This is a genomic window from Ruminococcus sp. XPD3002 (genome assembly GCA_900119535.1).
GTDB classification, from domain to species: domain Bacteria; phylum Bacillota; class Clostridia; order Oscillospirales; family Ruminococcaceae; genus Ruminococcus; species Ruminococcus flavefaciens_H.
On the sequence record FPJT01000006.1, the window covers coordinates 98,910 to 116,414 of the forward strand.

The following is a 17,505-nucleotide window of genomic DNA, read 5'->3' on the forward strand; positions in this document are numbered from 1 at the left end:
TCGTGCATAGCTGCATATCGTTCGAAAGAGAGGGAACATTATGCATTTATCAAAAGTCAAAAAAGCTGTTGCACTGCTCATGTCAGCTGTAACACTTGGAGTGGCTTCAAGTAACGGCTTTCCTGCCGTGATAACTACTAACGCCGCTCCCGATGAATACCATGACGACTGGCTCCACGTAAACGAAAACGCTGAAGTTGTCGATATGAACGGAAATCCTGTATGGATGACCGGATGCAACTGGTTCGGTTATAACGCAGGACGTCAGGTTTTCGACGGTGTCTGGTCCAAGAACATGCACAGCATGCTTAATCAGATCGCTGACCACGGATTCAATCTTCTCCGTGTGCCTATGTCCACACAGATACTTCTCCAGTGGAAGAATCACGGTCCTGATTCAGGCGGCGGTGTCGGCGAAGTTACTATGATGGTCAATCCTTATGAGAACCCTGAACTCACTGTCGGCGGCGGTGTTGACGGCGCAGGTCAGTACGAACTGAAGTACAGCTTCGACATCTGGAACATGGCTGTTGACTGGTGTCGTGAGAACGGTATGAAGATCATGATCGACATCCACAGCGCTACCACAGCTGCTATGGGACATCAGAAGCCGCTCTGGTACGATGATAACTTCTCCGAAGATGACTGGCTCGAAGCTCTCGAGTGGTTCGCTGATTATTACAAAGATGACGATACTATCATTGCTATCGACCTTAAGAACGAGCCTCACGGAAAGCCCGAGGAGGGTACTTTCGCTAAATGGGACGACTCTAAGGACAAAAACAACTGGAAATATGCTGCTGAAAAGGGTGCTATGGCCTGCCTTAAGCAGAATCCTAATCTCCTCATCATGATCGAGGGTACAGAATGCTATCCTGATTTTGAAAAGGGTGCTGACTGGAACACTCCTGCTGTAGACTATGCACACTATGATGAGCCTTCACTGATATTCGGCGCATGGTGGGGTGGTAATCTCCGCGGTGTAAAGGATCACCCTGTTGATATCGGAGAGTTCGACAAGCAGATCGTTTATTCACCCCATGACTACGGTCCGCTCGTATGGAAACAGAAATGGTTCTATATGGATGATCCTGACAAGACATTCACACGTCAGACACTTCTTGACGATTACTGGATGGATTCATGGGCATATCTCGTTGAAGAGCACCGCTATCCCCTTCTTATGGGCGAGTGGGGCGGATTTATAGACAAGGAGCACGATCCTACAGGCGAAAACAAGCACTGGATGCAGGAACTCCGCGATTACATGATCGACAAGCGCATTCATCACACATTCTGGTGCTTCAACGAAAACTCCGGCGACACAGGCGGACTCGTTTACGACGACTTCGGCAAGTGGGATGAAGACAAGTATGAATTCGTAAAGCCTTCACTCTGGCAGGACGAAAACGGCAAGTTCATCTCTCTTGATCATAAGACAAAGCTCGGTCAGGGAGGCAACGGTATATCACTTTCCGATTATTACGGCGGTGGAAGCTCTGGTCCTTCAACTCCCACTCCCACGCCTACACCCGCTGCCACAACCGCTGCACCTACAGCACCTGCAACAACAGCTCCCGAAATTGTTACTACAGCCGCTGTTCAGACTACAACTGCTCCGATCCAGACAACAGCAACACCTGTTCAGACAACTGCTGCACCTGTAGTTACTACAGTTCCTGTAACGGCAACTCCGAATCCAGGCGTTGTAAATGATCCTCAGAACAGCGCTTCTTCTGTTAAGTATGGCGACGCTACTCTTGATGGTGATGTAACTCTTTCCGACGCTCTCGCTATACTACAGTATGTTGCAAACAGTAACAGGTATCCGCTTACCGACGAAGCTATGGCAAATGCTGACTGCTATAACACAGGCGACGGAATCACAGGTAAGGACGCTCTTGCTATACAGATGCTCGATGCTAAGAAGATCACTTCACTTCCTTACACTGAATGATACTAAATGCTCCCTTTTTAAGGGAGCATTTTTTATATAACGATATAATCTGCACTTGAATAACCTACCGTTCCCTGATGATCCACAACAAACCAGTCCCCCGTTCTTCCGTTTATCATAACTCTGCTTCCATTCGGTATCGAACCGATTATCCTTCCGCTAAGAGACGGGTAACTGCGTATATTAAGATTTGAACCGTCCGTAACCACAGTTCCCCACGTTATCGCAGAAGGCTGAATAAAAGGAATACCAAAGTAATCACACAGCGATCTTGCAAGATTTTCAGCTATAACGCTAAGGTTCTGCTTCAGCCAAGCCTCGTCCGCAAAGTTGTCGTGATAACCTATTTCACACAGCACTGCAACAGCTTTTGTACGAAGCACCTCACCGAGATTCGTTGCAGGTACTGCACTTACTTTATCTGGGAGAGGATATATAGATTTGAAATTGTTCGCAATTATATTCGCAAGTCGTTCACTGTCAGAGCTTCGTGGTGCAAAATATATATCTATCCCTCGTATCTTGCCTGACAATGACTCCGGTGCAGCATTGGAATGTAGTGCCAGGTGTACATCATAGCTGCCTGCATTGGAGTCCTGTATTGCACCCTGTACATTTCTTTCGGGATCATTTCTGACAAACTTTATACCGCATGATCTCAGGTAAGGCTCAAGTCTGTCCGCAAGCCGATTCATATATAATTCTTCATTACCCTCTGTGGCGTACTGATTCCACTCCTGAGTTGAGGGGCTTAAAAATATTATAGGCATTTCTCTGTCCTCCGTTTAATATTTTTGAACTGCGTTTCTTAGTTCAAATGAGGGGGCATACCTCTCCTTACATTATATTTGTACTCATGTATTTTTGCTACATTCAAAGCTGTTGACAACCATTTCATAAGACTGTATAATTAAGATATACTATACTATTCGTACTGGAGTGATCGTAATTATGCTGAAAAAAGCCATTTCTCTTTTTCTGTCCGCAGCTGCCTGCGCTTGTCTTTGCGGTACACCTGTAACTGCCTACACAGCTGACAATAACCAACAAATCGTTTTCAGCTCTCTGGATCCGAATTTCAACGGTGGTGAACCGATAAGAGGAGCTGATATTTCATCAATTGTATCCCTTGAAAAATCAGGCGTTAAATTCTACAACGAAAACGGCAAAGAGGACGATCTTTTCCGTATTCTTGCCGAAAAAGGTGTGAACTATATCCGTGTCCGTGTCTGGAATGAACCCTGGGACAGCAACGGAAATACCTACGGCGGAGGAAATAACGATCTGTATACTGCTGCCGAGATCGGAAAACGTGCAGCACAATACAATATGAAGCTGCTTGTGGATATACAGTATTCAGACTTCTGGGCTGATCCTGCAAAGCAGACAAGACCAAAGTACTGGCAGAACCATGACCATGAAAAACTGAAAACCGAGATCTATAAATACACCAAATGGGTGCTTGAAACTATTTCCGAAGCAGGAGCAGACATCGGAATGGTGCAGGTAGGTAACGAAACTAACTGCTTTTTTTGCGGTGAAAAGGACATGTACAAGATCTGTGACCTCTTTGCAAGCGGCAACAAAGCGGTAAGAGACTTCGATAAAAATATCCTTATCGCACATCATTTCGCAAATCCTTCCAAAACTGATCACTATGAATGGTATGCCGAAATAATGGACAAATGCGGACTCGATTATGATGTCTTCGCCACGTCCTACTATCCCTACTGGCACGGTTCAACTCAGAACCTTACATATATCATGAAGAAAATCGCCGACCGCTACAACAAGTACGTTATGGTAGCTGAAACAGCTTATCCTTATACCAGTGAAGACGGAGACGAGTTCGGAAACACTGTCGTTCCTCGCTACAGCGACCTTGATTTCGCTTACGACATCTCTGTTGAAGGTCAGGCTGATTCTTTCAGGGATACTTTCAAGGCTATTTCAAATGTTGGTCCAAAGGGAATAGGCGTATTCTACTGGGAACCTGCTTGGATAGGAGTTGAAAACATCTCATACAATGAAAGAGTAAAAAAATGGGATGAATTTGGTTCGGGCTGGGCTACAAAATACGCTGCTGAGTACGATCATGAAGTCAACGCTACAGGTGGTTCTTCCTTCGATAATCAGGCACTATTTGATAAAAACGGAAGGCCTCTTAAATCCCTTGACGTCTTTACTGAGATATATCCTCGTAATGAGATCTTTACTCCACCAACCGAACCCGTTCTTCCGCCTCTGACATACGATCTGAATGGGGACGGATATGTAAATGTTTTCGATATAGTTGTTCTTCGTCAGATAATTGCTTCAAAGCATCAGGAAAAACGTGCTGACTACAATTCAGACGGTGAAACAGGTGTAGCTGACCTTGTTATGATGTATGATTTTCTTATCTGTAAATGATAATAAAGCAATATTGAAAAAGATTTCAAAAAAATTTCGGAAAATACTTTACATTTCCTTTTTAATGTGGTATAATTATTACACCGTGTACTTGGAGTCGGGCATGTCCTCGTTTATCGATCACCCTTCTCTATGTAATCGGAATATATTTTTTAAGAGGTGCTTTCATGTTACTGAAAGAAGAAAAAACAGCCGTTATCGAGGCTAACAGAACACACGAAAATGACACAGGATCTCCTGAGGTTCAGATCGCTATTCTCACAAAGAGAATCAACGACCTTACTGCACACCTCAAGACCCACAAGAACGATCACCACTCAAGAAGAGGTCTTCTTAAGATGGTTGGTCACAGACGTAACCTTCTCGGCTATCTCAAGAAGAAGGATATCAACAGATACCGTGCTATCGTTGAAAAGCTCGGTCTCCGTAAGTAATCATACGTCCGATAAGGCAGAGGGGTATCCCCTTCTGCCTTTAAGTCTTTAACAAACACATGCAGTCACGGCTATTAGCATTAAGCTGTAGTTCCTGATTATTCGGGTGCCAGAGCTTATTGCTAAAGCCGCTGCAAAAATATTTTACAGGAGGCATTTTCCCTATGTTTGAAAATTACAGAACATTTGAAACTACATACGCAGGCAGACCACTTATCGTTGAGACAGGTAAGACATGCGGTCTCTCAAACGGTTCTTGCTGGGTTAGATACGGTGAGACTGTTGTTATGGCTAACGTTACAGCAAGCGCTAAGCCAAGAGAAGGTGTTGACTTCTTCCCTCTCTCAGTTGACTACGAAGAGAGACTCTACTCGGTAGGCAAGATCCCCGGCAGCTTCACAAAGCGTGAGGGTAAGCCAACTGAAAAGGCTATACTCACTTCACGCTGCGTTGACAGACCTATTCGTCCTCTCTTCCCTAAGGATATGAGAAACGATGTTTCTGTTGTTATGACTGTTCTCGCTGTAGAGCCTGATAACTCACCTGAGATCGCAGGTATGATCGCTACTTCTATTGCTATATCCATTTCAGATATCCCATGGAATGGTCCTATTGCAGGTATCAACGTTGGTCTCGTTGACGGTGAGATCGTTCTTAACCCAACACTTGAGCAGAGAGCTAAGACTGACCTCGTACTTACTGTTGCAGGTACAGCTGAAAAGATCGTTATGATCGAGGCTGGCGCTAACGAAGTACCTGAGGATACAATGCTTGATGCTATCCTTAAGGGACACGAAGAGATCAAGAAAATGGTCGCTTTCATCAGTGATATCAGAGCTCAGATCGGTAAGCCTAAGTTTGAATTCGAGTCTCAGGAAGTTGATCACGATATGTTCGATGCTATCGAGGCTTTCGCTTCAGACAGAGTAAAGGTTGCTCTTGATACAAACGATAAAAACGTTCGAGACGAGAGACTCGCTCCTATCGTTGACGATATCCACGCTAAATTCGATGAGCAGTATCCCGAGCAGATCGCTATGATCGATGAATGCATCTACAAGCTCCAGAAGAAGATCGTTCGTGCATGGCTCTACGAGGGCAAGCGTGTTGACGGACGTGGTATCGACGAGATACGTCCTCTTGCTGCTGAGGCAGGCGTACTTCCACGAGTTCACGGTTCAGGTCTCTTCACAAGAGGTCAGACACAGGTTCTTACAATTGCTACACTCGGTCCTGTAAGCGATGCTCAGCGCATTGACGGACTTGATGAGGAAGAAACCAAGAGATATATGCATCAGTACAACTTCCCGAGCTATTCTGTTGGCGAGACTAAGCCAAGCAGAGGCCCCGGACGCCGTGAGATCGGTCATGGTGCTCTTGCTGAAAGAGCTCTTGCTCCTGTTATCCCATCTGTAGAGGAGTTCCCTTATGCACTCCGCCTTGTTTCTGAGGTTCTCTCATCCAACGGTTCAACTTCACAGGGCTCTATCTGCGGTTCAACACTTGCTCTTATGGATGCAGGCGTTCCGATCAAGGCTCCTGTTGCAGGTATCTCCTGCGGTCTTATCACTCTTCCCGACAGTGATGACTTCATGACTATGGTCGATATTCAGGGACTCGAAGACTTTTTCGGCGATATGGACTTCAAGGTTGGCGGTACTCACAAGGGTATCACTGCTATCCAGGTCGATATCAAGGTTGACGGTCTTACGCCTGCTATCATCAAGGAAGCTTTCGAGAAGACAAGAAAGGCTCGTATCTATATACTTGACGAGGTCATGCTTAAGGCTATTCCTGAGCCAAGATCAACTGTTAACAAGTACGCTCCTAAGATGCTTCAGACTAAGATCCCTGTAGAGAAGATCCGTGAGGTTATCGGTTCAGGCGGAAAGGTAATCCAGAAGATATCTGCTGACTGCGATGTAAAGATCGACATCAATGATGAAGGTAACGTATTCATCAGCGGCATCGACGGAGATAACACAAGAAAGGCTATGCAGATAGTTGAGACTATTGCAAACGGTCCTGAAGTAGGTGCTATCTATCGCGGTAAGGTCGTAAGGATCATGGAATTCGGCGCATTTGTTGAGATCGTTCCGGGTATGGATGGACTTGTTCATATCTCCAAGCTCGATAAGTCAAGAGTTGAAAAGGTAGAGGACGTTGTTTCTATCGGCGATGAGATCGTTGTTAAGGTAACAGAGATCGACCGTCAGGGAAGAATAAATCTCTCACGCAAGGATGCTCTTGCTGACATCGAAGCTAAGAAAAAAGCTTGATTTGTTGACCTCACATCTTCGGGTGTGAGGTCTTTTAATAAAGACTCAGGAGTTATTTTTATGCAAAATATTATTTTTTTTGACATCGACGGCACTATAGTGACAGAAGACAAAGATATGATAATTCCCGAAAGTACAGTTGAGGCAATTAAACTCGCTCAGAAAAAGGGAAATCTTACGTTTATTAACTCAGGACGCCCTGCTTTCAACATCAGTCCGAGGATCCGTGAAATGGGATTTGACGGCTATATCTGCGGATGCGGAACGTATATAGAGTACAAAGGCGAGGAACTGTTCTACGCTTCTCTTGATACAGATTTTTGCAGAGAAATCGCTCTTAAACTCAGAGACAGCAATGTAACTCCTGTTTACGAGCGCAAAGACCGTTACTATTTCGACGATAAAGCTGTATCTACTCCAGAACTTGAAGAATTCAAGGAAATATTTATCAGCGAGGGAATACGTACAGACGGTCTTGTAGAGGACGATGATTTCAGCTTCGATAAGCTCGTTTTGTGGACAAACGAGAATTCCAATACAGCTATGTTCCGAAAAGCCCTTGAAAAAGATTTCGATATAATTGACCGTGGAAACGGTTTCTTTGAGAACGTCCCGAAGAAATATTCCAAATCAACAGGTATACAATATATCCTTGACAAGCTAAATATCCCAAGAGACAACGCATACGCTATCGGAGACAGTACAAATGACCTTCCGATGCTTCGCGCAGTACCTAACAGCATTGCTATGGGCGGTGCGGAGAAGCTATATCCATACGTTTCCTACATTACAACGCCGATACTCGAGAACGGTATTTACAATGCTCTCGATCACTTTGATCTTATATGAATTGAGGTAATTATGGCATATATCAGACAGTTCTGTATAATTCTCGCTTTCTCATTTGTTGGTGAGATACTTCATTTCTTCATTCCCCTGCCTATACCTGCAAGTATATACGGTATAATCCTGCTTTTTGCGGCATTGCAGTCCGGACTCGTCAAGCTGCATCAGGTAGAAAAGACAGGACAGTTCCTTATCGACATCATGCCTGTTATGTTCATTCCTGCGGCTGTAGGGTTGATAGAAGTATGGTCAGATATGAAAGGTTCTCTTGTACAGTTCGTAACAGTAATGGCAGTTTCAACTGTCGCGGTAATGGGAGTATCAGGAAGAATAACTCAGTTTTTCATCAGAAAACGGAGGAATGATATATGATATCATTACTTGAAAATTCAGTGTTCTTCGGTTCACTTCTGAGTCTTTTCGCTTTCATGATCGGTGAATTCCTGAAAAAGAAAACAGGTAAGGCATTTATGAATCCCCTGCTGATCTCGATCATACTTGTGATAATTGTCCTTAAAGTACTAAAAATAGAATATCAAAGTTATAATGACGGCGCTAAGTATATAAGCTATCTTCTGACACCTTCTACAGTCGCACTTTCCATTCCGCTTTATAAACAGTTTGAGCTTCTTAAGAAAAATACAGCTGCTATATTATCAGGAATACTCTCAGGAGCTTTCACAAGCTTCATAACTGTACTCGTACTATCAGTATTGTTCCGTTTTTCCCACAAAGAATATGTGACCTTCCTGCCAAAGTCAATAACTACAGCTATCGGAATGGGAATATCTGAGGAACTTGGAGGTTTTGTACCGATAACTGTTGCTGTAATAATCATAACAGGGATCTTCGGAAACGTTATAAGCGGTGTAGTATTTAAACTCTTCCGTATAAATGAGCCTGTTGCAAAAGGTGTTTCGCTCGGCACAGCCTCTCACGCAATAGGAACCGCAAAAGCTATGGAACTTGGTGAAGTTGAAGGTGCCATGAGCAGTCTTTCCATAGTAATTTGCGGTATATTCACAGTTTTCGGAGTTATGTTATTTGAAAAAATATATTGAATAATACTGACACGGCAAAAATTGCTATTTTACGACTTGACAAATCGTTCTATTATGTGTTAAAATGATTTGCATGCTACTGTAAAGGAGTAAGAGTTATGAAAGGAAAAATGATAGTTATAGAAGGTCTGGACGGAAGCGGTAAAGCAACTCAGGCTGAATTACTTACTAAGCGTCTTGAAAATGAAGGAAAAAAAGTGATGAAGGTCTCTTTCCCTGACTACGACAGTCCCTCATCTTCGCTCATAAAGATGTATCTTGACGGTCAGTTCGGTACAGATCCCGATTCTGTCAACCCATATGCAGCATCTACGTTCTATGCAGTAGACAGATATGCAAGCTATAAGACCAAATGGGCTGAACACTACAACACCGGCGGTATAATAATAGCCGACAGATACACAACTTCCAATGCAATACACCAGTGCTCAAAACTCCCGAAGGAAATGTGGGACGAGTACCTTGAATGGCTGTTCGAGTTTGAATACAGCAAGATTGGATTACCGACTCCCGATGAAGTTATCTATCTATATGTCGAAACATCAATAAGTCAAGAGCTCATGATGAAGAGGTATGGAAACGACAAGAAAAAAATGGACATACACGAAAAATCTGCCGACTATCTGAAAAGATCAGAAGCAGCTGCTGCATACTGTGCAGACAGACTGAACTGGCTGACCATAAATTGCGTTGAAAATAATGCTATGAGGTCAATTGACGACATTTCAGACGAATTATTTTCAGCTGTACTTAGAAAAATCTAATGGTAAATATATCAAAAATTGATATAGCTATTGATTTTTTCGCGAAAGTATGCTATAATTATTAATATCGTGATCACGCATGCTGTTTTATTTGAAAAATGAATAATTTGGATGAAAAAAATAGCAATAAAGTGATTGACAGTAAATATCAGAGTATGATATAATTCTATTTGATGTATGTTTACATCGTGTTTATACAATAATAATTAAGCTGATCCAGCTTTGATTCTTCTTTGAGGATTAGAAAAATAATCCCATAGCTATCCGACATGTGTCTCCTGTGGGAGTATTCATCTTTCAAACAAAAAGAGGAGGTCAACAATGCAGACTGTTAATCTCAAAATCAAGCCTAACGCTCTTACTGAAGAACAGGTTACTCAGGAAACGCTGAAAACCCTTGAAGCTTCAGAAAATAAGAATATTAAACAGGTAGGTGTTACAGAATACCCTATCCTTGATTTTGATATCCGTTCATTAAATCTCCTGTATACAGGAGTTAGAGAAACTTTAAAACATACTAAAGTTAAGGTTAACGGCAGTAAATTATACGAATTTTTAAAGAGAGCTTTCGACCTGTGTGCTGCAAGTTTTGCTCTTCTCATCCTGCTTATACCGCTTGCCGTGATCGCTGCTATTATATACATAGATGATAAGGGAAACCCGTTCTTTTCTCAGGTTCGACTTACAAAACAAGGTAAGCCTTTCAGAATGTATAAGCTTCGCTCAATGTGTGTTGATGCTGAAGCAAAGTTCGCAGAAGTACAGAAAGAAAATAAGTCAGATGGACTCGCTTTCAAAAGCGACGACGATCCGCGAATCACAAAAATCGGTAAATTTATCCGTAAAACTTCTATCGACGAACTTCCGCAGCTTTGGAATGTTATAAAGGGCGATATGTCCATTATCGGACCACGTCCCCCTCTCCCCCGTGAGGTTGTGCTTTATACTCCGGAACAAATGGAGCGTCTCCTCGTTAAAGGCGGTCTGTCATGTATTTGCCAGACTGAGGGCAGAAGCGATATGGAGTTCGACAAATGGGTAGAAAGTGATATAAAGTATATCAAAAACAGAAGTGCTGCTCTTGATTTAAAGCTTATGTTCAAAACAGTAAGTGCCGTTATTCAGAGAAAAGGCGCAAAATAAGGCTAATTTGAATTTTTCTGATTCCGTTCTTCGGAATCAGTTTTATTTTATATAAATAAAACAGGGAGGAATACATCAGTATCCCTCCCCTTCTTATGCAGATAAATCAGTCGATAGTTACTTTTTTCATAACCTGTGCCTTTAATGGCTTATCGTTGTAATCTGTAGCTGTTTCAGCTATCTCATCAACGACCTCCATGCCCTCAATAACCTTTCCGAAAGCAGCATACTGTCCGTCAAGATGAGGTGCATCATCATGCATGATAAAGAACTGTGAGCCCGCTGAATCAGGCATCATTGAACGTGCCATTGAAAGAACACCTCTTGTGTGCTTGAGATCATTCTTTACACCATTTGAAGCGAACTCTCCCTTAATAGTCCAACCCGGACCGCCTGTGCCTGTACCGTTTGGACAGCCGCCCTGTATCATAAATCCCGGGATAACTCTGTGGAATGTAAGGCCGTCATAGAAACCGCTTTTTACAAGCTTCTCGAAGTTCTCACATGAGATAGGAGCAATATCAGGATAAAGCTCTATCTTTATCTTCTTTCCGTTTTCCATTTCGATAGTTATCATAATTTAATACCTCCATATATTCTGAAAGCAGTGTACAACCGCTTTGATTCAGCGAACTTCTATCACCCAGTCGGCAGGAAGAGTAGCATTAGGATCTACAGTTCCCACAGGGACCGTTGCCTGTTCATCAGAAGATGTTTTTTTCTTTTTCTTGTGCTTATATCCGCTCATCAGACTATTTTCATCATCCTCACTGTTATAATCGTCGAACAATGAACCCTTAGTCGTAGGCTGAGGCTGCACAGGAGCTTCACTCTCCTTTTCCTCTTTTGGTTCAAGAGTAACTATCTCAGTCGACACAACATTACCGAACAAATTGGTAACTTGCTCTATCTTGACATTTTCATCAGGGACTTCCTGATCGCCTTGTGTTTGTTCTTCCTCAGCGTCAATATAACCGTCCGGAGGAGATTCAGGCTTCTGATTGTTATATCCGTAGTTTTCAAGAGTAGCTAATGCGGAATTTGAAGCCGAAGAACGCCGCTTTCTTGAATTATTTGAGGTATCCGAAGTGCAAGCCTTTCCTGCAAGCATAACAAGAATGGCTGCAACTGCTGCCATGACTAAAGCAACACTTCTTCTGTTATCCAATTGATCTCCTCCAATCAAAAAATGATTTAATAAAGTTTATACTAAACATCAATATATTAATTATACATGTTTTAACATGAAATGTCAAGCATTAACCTATACGCACCATTTTAAGTTCATAGATACTAAGTCTTAAGTTATCAATACCGCCCATGGTAAGTACTATCTCGGAGTCTCCTGCAGCGGAAGCTGTAAATTCAGCTGAATAAGCCGATTTAGTTCCTTTTCCCTTTATTTCATCATCAAAAATAAGAGTTTTTCCTTCAGCCGTTTGTACCTTAAGAGGAACAGTTACACCTTCCGGAGCTTCAAACTGGAACTGTAAACGATATTTTCCGTCCTTCTTAAGTCCTATACCAGAAACATGAGCAGTGATCGAATCTGCTGAATCTCCGCCCTTTACAGTTGTGATGTGATACGATCTGTCCCAGTCTGAGAAGTAATCCGACATATTGGCAGTGCTGTCAGTGGTAACGCTGTACTTTGCATCGGCAGCAACATCTATACCGTACTGATCGGACTCTATTCCGAGTGCCTGACATATCTTGTCAGCAAGTACGTAAGCGCTGTTCTGATGAGTTACAGCTGATGGATGCCAGTCCGAACCGAGACCATCGGCGGTATTCTGCGTTGCAGACTGATATGCCATTACCTTAGTATCACCTGTTGCCTTTTTGAAGTTCGCAACGGCCTTTTCGATAAGCGGATATTCATCAGTACAGCCCATTGTACCAAGGGTACATATGATCTGTGCATCAGGATTCTTCTTTCTTATAGCACCGAGGAAGTCTTCATAACCCTCAACATACTCAGGCGAACGTTTTTCAAAGTCTTTATCGATATATCCCGAATCGTTGGTACCAAGATTGATAACAACAACATCGGCAGGTCTTTGTGAAGAATCCCACGCTTCCTTATACTTATTCGGACCACAATAGTCATAAAGTGGCGGAACAAGTGAATCGGTGTTCTTGTCACCTGAAGAAGTGTATCCTGAAATAATGCCGTATCCGCTGTAGCAAACAGCACTGTAGTCAGCACCGAGCTTTTCAGCTGTCAGGTACGCATATGACTTCATAAAGTTTTCGGTGGAAGTTTTGAAATTCTCGTACTGATCCTTGCCTTCTACGCCGTAAGCACAAGTTATCGAGTCGCCTATAAACTCAATAAGCATGTCTTTTTCAGGCGTCGGAACAACAGGTGAAGGTGAATCAGAATCCACAGTTATGCCGCCAACACATACTGCACCGTTGTTCGCTTCGGAAAGGTGGATAACTTTAACAGTTGCCGTTCTGTTCTCTGTACCTTTGAAAAGCTCTACACTCTTTTCGGATACACTAAGAAGTTCATCGAGAACGATCTCTCCGTCAACTATAACCGCATACCTGGGACGTGAGGTCTCTCCATTCTTTTCAGAACCGTCACCAAGTATCTGTATCTCCGCAGATTTTCCAGTTACAGTAAATTCTACTGCTGCACCACTCTGGATAAGAGCGGTTTTACCATCCTTGAAGATATTCCTTCCTATGAATTTCACATTGTCTTCGGAAGGTGCAACAGTTGATTCTGTGAATTCGCCTGTTGACAGCATCGCCTGTCTCATTGCAACAAGATCGAATACGTTCAGAACACCGTCAGAGTTGACATCGTTGTATTCCGCTGTAGTCGTCTTGCCAAGGAGAAGATCATTAAGTGATCTCAGGTCGGTGGCAGAGTACTTACCTGCTGCAAATGCAGTCATACCTGTGAGGGCAGATAAGGCTGTAAGAGAAGCGGTAAAACGTATGATTGTTTTTTTCATGTTCTCATTCCTCCTGGTTTATGATCAGTCTATATAGTAAGCAGCATTATCAAGCCGCTTTTCAAACTCATCAACAGGGAGAGGCTTATCAAAATAGTAACCCTGTATCGTATCACAGCAATGTGATCTCAGCAATTCAAGCTGCTGACGTGTCTCTACTCCCTCCGCAACACACTCGAGTCCCATGTCTCTTGCCATCGCAACAACGTGCTTGAGCATTATCATTTTCTTGGGATCATAAGGCTCATTAGAATCGGAAAGGAAACTTTTATCTATTTTCATCACATTCCATGGGATATCTTTTATCAGTGTAAGAGACGAATAGCCAACTCCGAAATCGTCAACTGAAGTGGAAATACCTTGTGATTGAAGTCCTTTTATAAATGTCTTAAGATCCTGGAATTCAAGATCCGAAGTGGTTTCAGTAAGTTCTATCTCTATGTACTCGTGCGGTATGTTATTTCTTTCGATAATTTCGATAACATGCTTAAGAAGTTCAGGATCGGCAAGATGCCTTCGTGAAAGGTTCACTGATATCTTGACAGCCTTTCTTCTTTGATCAAGCCATCTTCTGATATCCTTGCAGACTTTTTCAAGAACATAGAAATCAAGTCTGCATATATTCATATCTCTTTCAAGAGTTTCGATGAAATCTCCAGGATAGACAATCTTATCACCGCGTTTCCAGCGCGAAAGCGCCTCAGCTCCGACTATTTCAAGTGTAGATGTCGAGATCTTAGGCTGATAGTATACAAGGAACTCGTTGTTTTCGAGACCGTTCTGGAAATCAGCTGTTATCTTAAGAGACTTTTCATTATTTTCAAGCATTTTCCTGTCAAAAAACGCAATATGTTTGCTCTTCATTGCCTTTGCCTGAACAAGGGCAACGCTGATTCTGTCCATGATCTCTGTAGGAGAATCTGCAGAAACATCTCCGTTTAATTTGTAAATACCCGCTGATGCAGAGATATTTATGTATTCCCAAGGTTCTTTTCCGTAGACTATGGATGTACCATTGAAAATATCAATTATCTCGTCAAGCTTTTCCTCTTTAATTATCAGAGCGAAGTTGTCACCGCCGATCCTGCATATAAGCTCGTCCCCTGATATTTTGGATGTTATCAAATCAATATACTTTTTCATGGACTCTGTACCATTTACTCTGCCTATCTGCATGTTAACTACGGAAAACCGCCTGAGATTGAAGTATATCGCAGCATAACCGAGAATTATTTTCCTGTCTATCATTTCGCCCAGATGACGAAGGAAATACTTCAGATTATAGATATTCATATCCGCATCGAAAAATGTCATAGCATGATTCATCTCGATAAGCCGAAGTCTTCCGTGGAAAACAAACAGCATCGATGCGAGAAGATTAATCGTCTTTTCCTCATCATTGGACCACTTATAGCTTTCATCGGACCTGAAAAAACGATAAAATACAATGTTCCCTATCGGTGTCTTCTTACGCACAACTACAGAAGGTTCATCTACAGATACGTGGCTGTCATAAACTTCAAAAACAGCATAGTCCTCTGTGCCTTCCTTTTCGGGTGAATCATAAAAAAGAACATCCGCTTTACCAACACGAAGACTTTCGCATATTTTTTTACACGCTTCATCTGTTCTTGGTTCACGACTTTCGGAAAGTTTGCTCATGTTTATAAGGAAATCCTCAAAAGCACTGAGAATATCATTTTCATTCATGTCAAGATTACCCCTCTCACAATTAGTAACGGTAAGAGATTACATAAATTGCTCTTAACTAATATTATATCATATATTGCGATAATGTAAAAGAAAAATTGTTCAATTTTGTATGAATAAACAAAGAACAAACACTAACTTTAGTGATAAAAACAGGAAAAAACTTTACTTTTTTTATACTTGATGATATAATTAATGAGAAAAATAAGTAAAAAACATTCAGAGGTGCTTTATGAGTAAAAATAATAAATCAAATCCGCCAACCAAAAAAAGAGCAGCAATACTTCAGAATAAATGGTATCTTTATCTGACTGAATTTTTCGCAGGCATGTCCGTAATGGCAGTGGAACTCGGTGCGAGCCGCCTTCTTGCACCGTATTTCAGTTCGTCGCAGATAGTCTGGACGATCATAATAGGTACTATCATGATAGCTATGGCTCTTGGTAATATCTACGGCGGTAAGAGTGCAGACAAGAACCCTGATCCCGATAACCTTTATAAGCGTATTCTCGTTGCAGCAATCTGGATAGCTGCTATCCCTTTCCTCGGAAAATTCGCCGTTATCGGAGTATCTGCACTGCTTGTTGTAACCGTAAATACTAACTTCCTTATCTGGGCTGCTTTTATAACCTGTATGGTAGTATTTGTCTATCCCCTATTCCTTCTTGGTACTGTTACACCTTCACTTGTAAAATACACCGTTGATAGTCTCGACGAAAGCGGAAAAACAGTTGGAACTCTCGGTGCTTTTAACACTATAGGCAGCATCATCGGAACATTCATCCCAACTTTTGTTTCTATACCCACAGTCGGAACTTCTGTAACTTTTCTGATATTCGCAGGGATTCTGCTTGCACTTGCTGTTATTTATTTCATTTCCGCACACAGAGGTGCTGTTAAAACAAGTTCGGCAGCTGCACTTTTCCTTGTATGCTGTCTTGTCGGCAACAAGCTGAATTTTGCTTTCTGGGAAAAAGATCTGGCCTATGAAGGTGAATCGGTTTACAACTATCTTCAAGTAAAGGATGATGATTATCGGACAGCGCTCTCTACAAATGTGCTCTTCGGAGTACAGTCTGTGTATATGAAATCAGGCGAACTGACCGGTATGTACTACGACTATGCAATGGCTGCACCTCTTATGTCAGGAGCCGAAAACTGCGATATGCTTATCCTTGGTATGGGTACAGGCACGTATGCTACTCAGTGCATGAGATATTTTGATAATGTAAAAGCTGAGGGCGTGGAAATTGACGACAGGATTACCGATCTTGCAAGAGAGTATTTTGCTCTTCCCGAAAGTGTTAAAGTTACAACCTATGACGGACGAGCTTTCCTTAATGTATCATCAAAGCAGTATGATGTTATTATGGTAGACGCTTATCAGGATATAACTATCCCTTTTCAGATGTCCTCTAAGGAATTCTTTGAACTTGTAAAGGCTCATCTAAAACCCAATGGAGTTATGGTCGTAAATATGAATATGCGTTCAAAGAAGTCCGACGGAATCAATTCCTATCTCTCTGACACTATAGCTTCCTGCTTTGACAACGTGTACACCGTAGATGTTCCGAATTCAACTAACAGAGAGCTTTTTGCATCCTGTTCAGATGACATGATCTCCAATTTCACACAGGGAGCTGCTGAAACGGAGAACTCCGAACTCTATGAGCTTATGAGCAAAGTGAACGACTCACTCGTGCCGTATAAAGGCGGTGATCTCATCCTTACAGACGACAAAGCTCCTGTTGAACTTCTTGGCATGAGCGTTATAGATGACCTTATACAGGATGAACTCGTCTACTACAGAGAACGTTTCAAGGAGGAGGGCATCCAAGGAGTCATAGGTTGACACTGTCTGTAAATCTGACTGTGACCACTTTTTTCCTCAAAACCCTGTGTTTTGTAGGGAATAGTATTGATTTTGATA

15 protein-coding genes are annotated in these 17,505 nt (G+C 42.3%); 10 read left to right on the forward strand and 5 right to left on the reverse strand.

What is annotated here, in order from left to right; translation table 11 throughout:
- Window positions 1–40 precede the first annotated feature (40 nt).
- Window positions 41–1,957, forward strand: a complete 1,917-nt coding sequence (locus BT127_RS06945) for a cellulase family glycosylhydrolase (protein WP_075424307.1) — start codon at window positions 41–43, stop codon at window positions 1,955–1,957.
- A 32-nt stretch (window positions 1,958–1,989) separates the two neighbouring features.
- Here BT127_RS06945 and BT127_RS06950 read toward each other — a convergent pair whose 3' ends face one another.
- Entirely contained in the window at window positions 1,990–2,727 is a 738-nt protein-coding gene (locus tag BT127_RS06950) for an N-acetylmuramoyl-L-alanine amidase (protein WP_075424308.1), read from the reverse strand.
- A gap of 181 nt (window positions 2,728–2,908) precedes the next feature.
- Here BT127_RS06950 and BT127_RS06955 point away from each other — a divergent pair, with 181 nt between their 5' ends.
- From BT127_RS06955 to BT127_RS06990, 8 genes are all read left to right on the forward strand, one after another.
- Window positions 2,909–4,369: a glycosyl hydrolase 53 family protein gene (locus tag BT127_RS06955; protein WP_075424309.1), complete on the forward strand. Its 1,461-nt coding sequence runs from the start codon at window positions 2,909–2,911 to the stop codon at window positions 4,367–4,369.
- A gap of 167 nt (window positions 4,370–4,536) precedes the next feature.
- The gene (gene rpsO, locus BT127_RS06960) at window positions 4,537–4,803 is read left to right on the forward strand and encodes a 30S ribosomal protein S15 (protein ID WP_075424310.1); all 267 of its coding nucleotides are present in this window, start codon (window positions 4,537–4,539) and stop codon (window positions 4,801–4,803) included.
- A 164-nt stretch (window positions 4,804–4,967) separates the two neighbouring features.
- Window positions 4,968–7,082, forward strand: coding sequence for a polyribonucleotide nucleotidyltransferase (locus BT127_RS06965; RefSeq protein WP_075424311.1), 2,115 nt, complete (start codon window positions 4,968–4,970; stop codon window positions 7,080–7,082).
- A gap of 60 nt (window positions 7,083–7,142) precedes the next feature.
- Window positions 7,143–7,931 carry an HAD-IIB family hydrolase gene (locus BT127_RS06970; protein WP_075424312.1) on the forward strand — a complete coding sequence of 263 codons (789 nt, stop codon included), beginning with the start codon at window positions 7,143–7,145 and terminating at the stop codon, window positions 7,929–7,931.
- Between the two features lie 12 nt (window positions 7,932–7,943).
- Window positions 7,944–8,300 carry a CidA/LrgA family protein gene (locus tag BT127_RS06975; protein WP_075424313.1) on the forward strand — a complete coding sequence of 119 codons (357 nt, stop codon included), beginning with the start codon at window positions 7,944–7,946 and terminating at the stop codon, window positions 8,298–8,300.
- Complete coding sequence (locus tag BT127_RS06980) at window positions 8,297–8,989, forward strand: LrgB family protein (RefSeq protein WP_075424314.1); 693 nt, start codon at window positions 8,297–8,299, stop codon at window positions 8,987–8,989. The genes BT127_RS06975 and BT127_RS06980 overlap by 4 nt, the downstream gene beginning before the upstream one ends.
- Before the next feature lie 98 nt (window positions 8,990–9,087).
- Window positions 9,088–9,753 (forward strand): dTMP kinase, encoded by a 666-nt coding sequence (locus tag BT127_RS06985; RefSeq protein WP_075424315.1) that lies wholly within the window; start codon window positions 9,088–9,090, stop codon window positions 9,751–9,753.
- 321 nt (window positions 9,754–10,074) lie between these two features.
- Window positions 10,075–10,896 carry a sugar transferase gene (locus tag BT127_RS06990; protein WP_082334941.1) on the forward strand — a complete coding sequence of 274 codons (822 nt, stop codon included), beginning with the start codon at window positions 10,075–10,077 and terminating at the stop codon, window positions 10,894–10,896.
- Window positions 10,897–11,002: 106 nt separating this feature from the next.
- Here the strand turns inward: BT127_RS06990 and BT127_RS06995 are convergent, their stop codons facing one another.
- The 4 genes from BT127_RS06995 to BT127_RS07010 all read right to left on the reverse strand — a co-directional run bounded on the left by BT127_RS06995 (window position 11,003) and on the right by BT127_RS07010 (window position 15,575).
- On the reverse strand, window positions 11,003–11,473 hold the full coding sequence (locus BT127_RS06995) for a peptidylprolyl isomerase (RefSeq protein WP_075424316.1): 471 nt from the start codon (window positions 11,471–11,473) through the stop codon (window positions 11,003–11,005).
- Window positions 11,474–11,521: 48 nt separating this feature from the next.
- Window positions 11,522–12,064: a hypothetical protein gene (locus tag BT127_RS07000; RefSeq protein WP_075424317.1), complete on the reverse strand. Its 543-nt coding sequence runs from the start codon at window positions 12,062–12,064 to the stop codon at window positions 11,522–11,524.
- A gap of 91 nt (window positions 12,065–12,155) precedes the next feature.
- Entirely contained in the window at window positions 12,156–13,865 is a 1,710-nt protein-coding gene (locus tag BT127_RS07005) for a GDSL-type esterase/lipase family protein (protein WP_075424318.1), read from the reverse strand.
- A gap of 24 nt (window positions 13,866–13,889) precedes the next feature.
- Entirely contained in the window at window positions 13,890–15,575 is a 1,686-nt protein-coding gene (locus tag BT127_RS07010) for a putative bifunctional diguanylate cyclase/phosphodiesterase (RefSeq protein ID WP_075424319.1), read from the reverse strand.
- A 232-nt stretch (window positions 15,576–15,807) separates the two neighbouring features.
- Here BT127_RS07010 and BT127_RS07015 point away from each other — a divergent pair, with 232 nt between their 5' ends.
- Entirely contained in the window at window positions 15,808–17,427 is a 1,620-nt protein-coding gene (locus tag BT127_RS07015; RefSeq protein ID WP_075424320.1) for a spermidine synthase, read from the forward strand.
- The last annotated feature ends 78 nt before the right edge of the window (window positions 17,428–17,505 follow it).

Coding starts and splice junctions, on each gene's coding strand:
- BT127_RS06985 (WP_075424315.1), top strand. CDS start 9,088: ATGAAAGGAAAAATGATAGTTATAGAAGGTCTGGACGGAAGCGGTAAA.
- BT127_RS06970 (WP_075424312.1), top strand. CDS start 7,143: ATGCAAAATATTATTTTTTTTGACATCGACGGCACTATAGTGACAGAA.
- BT127_RS06995 (WP_075424316.1), bottom strand. CDS start 11,473: ATGATAACTATCGAAATGGAAAACGGAAAGAAGATAAAGATAGAGCTT.
- BT127_RS06950 (WP_075424308.1), bottom strand. CDS start 2,727: ATGCCTATAATATTTTTAAGCCCCTCAACTCAGGAGTGGAATCAGTAC.
- BT127_RS06990 (WP_082334941.1), top strand. CDS start 10,075: ATGCAGACTGTTAATCTCAAAATCAAGCCTAACGCTCTTACTGAAGAA.
- BT127_RS06965 (WP_075424311.1), top strand. CDS start 4,968: ATGTTTGAAAATTACAGAACATTTGAAACTACATACGCAGGCAGACCA.
- BT127_RS07010 (WP_075424319.1), bottom strand. CDS start 15,575: ATGAATGAAAATGATATTCTCAGTGCTTTTGAGGATTTCCTTATAAAC.
- BT127_RS06955 (WP_075424309.1), top strand. CDS start 2,909: ATGCTGAAAAAAGCCATTTCTCTTTTTCTGTCCGCAGCTGCCTGCGCT.
- BT127_RS07005 (WP_075424318.1), bottom strand. CDS start 13,865: ATGAAAAAAACAATCATACGTTTTACCGCTTCTCTTACAGCCTTATCT.
- rpsO (WP_075424310.1), top strand. CDS start 4,537: ATGTTACTGAAAGAAGAAAAAACAGCCGTTATCGAGGCTAACAGAACA.
- BT127_RS06980 (WP_075424314.1), top strand. CDS start 8,297: ATGATATCATTACTTGAAAATTCAGTGTTCTTCGGTTCACTTCTGAGT.
- BT127_RS06945 (WP_075424307.1), top strand. CDS start 41: ATGCATTTATCAAAAGTCAAAAAAGCTGTTGCACTGCTCATGTCAGCT.
- BT127_RS07015 (WP_075424320.1), top strand. CDS start 15,808: ATGAGTAAAAATAATAAATCAAATCCGCCAACCAAAAAAAGAGCAGCA.
- BT127_RS06975 (WP_075424313.1), top strand. CDS start 7,944: ATGGCATATATCAGACAGTTCTGTATAATTCTCGCTTTCTCATTTGTT.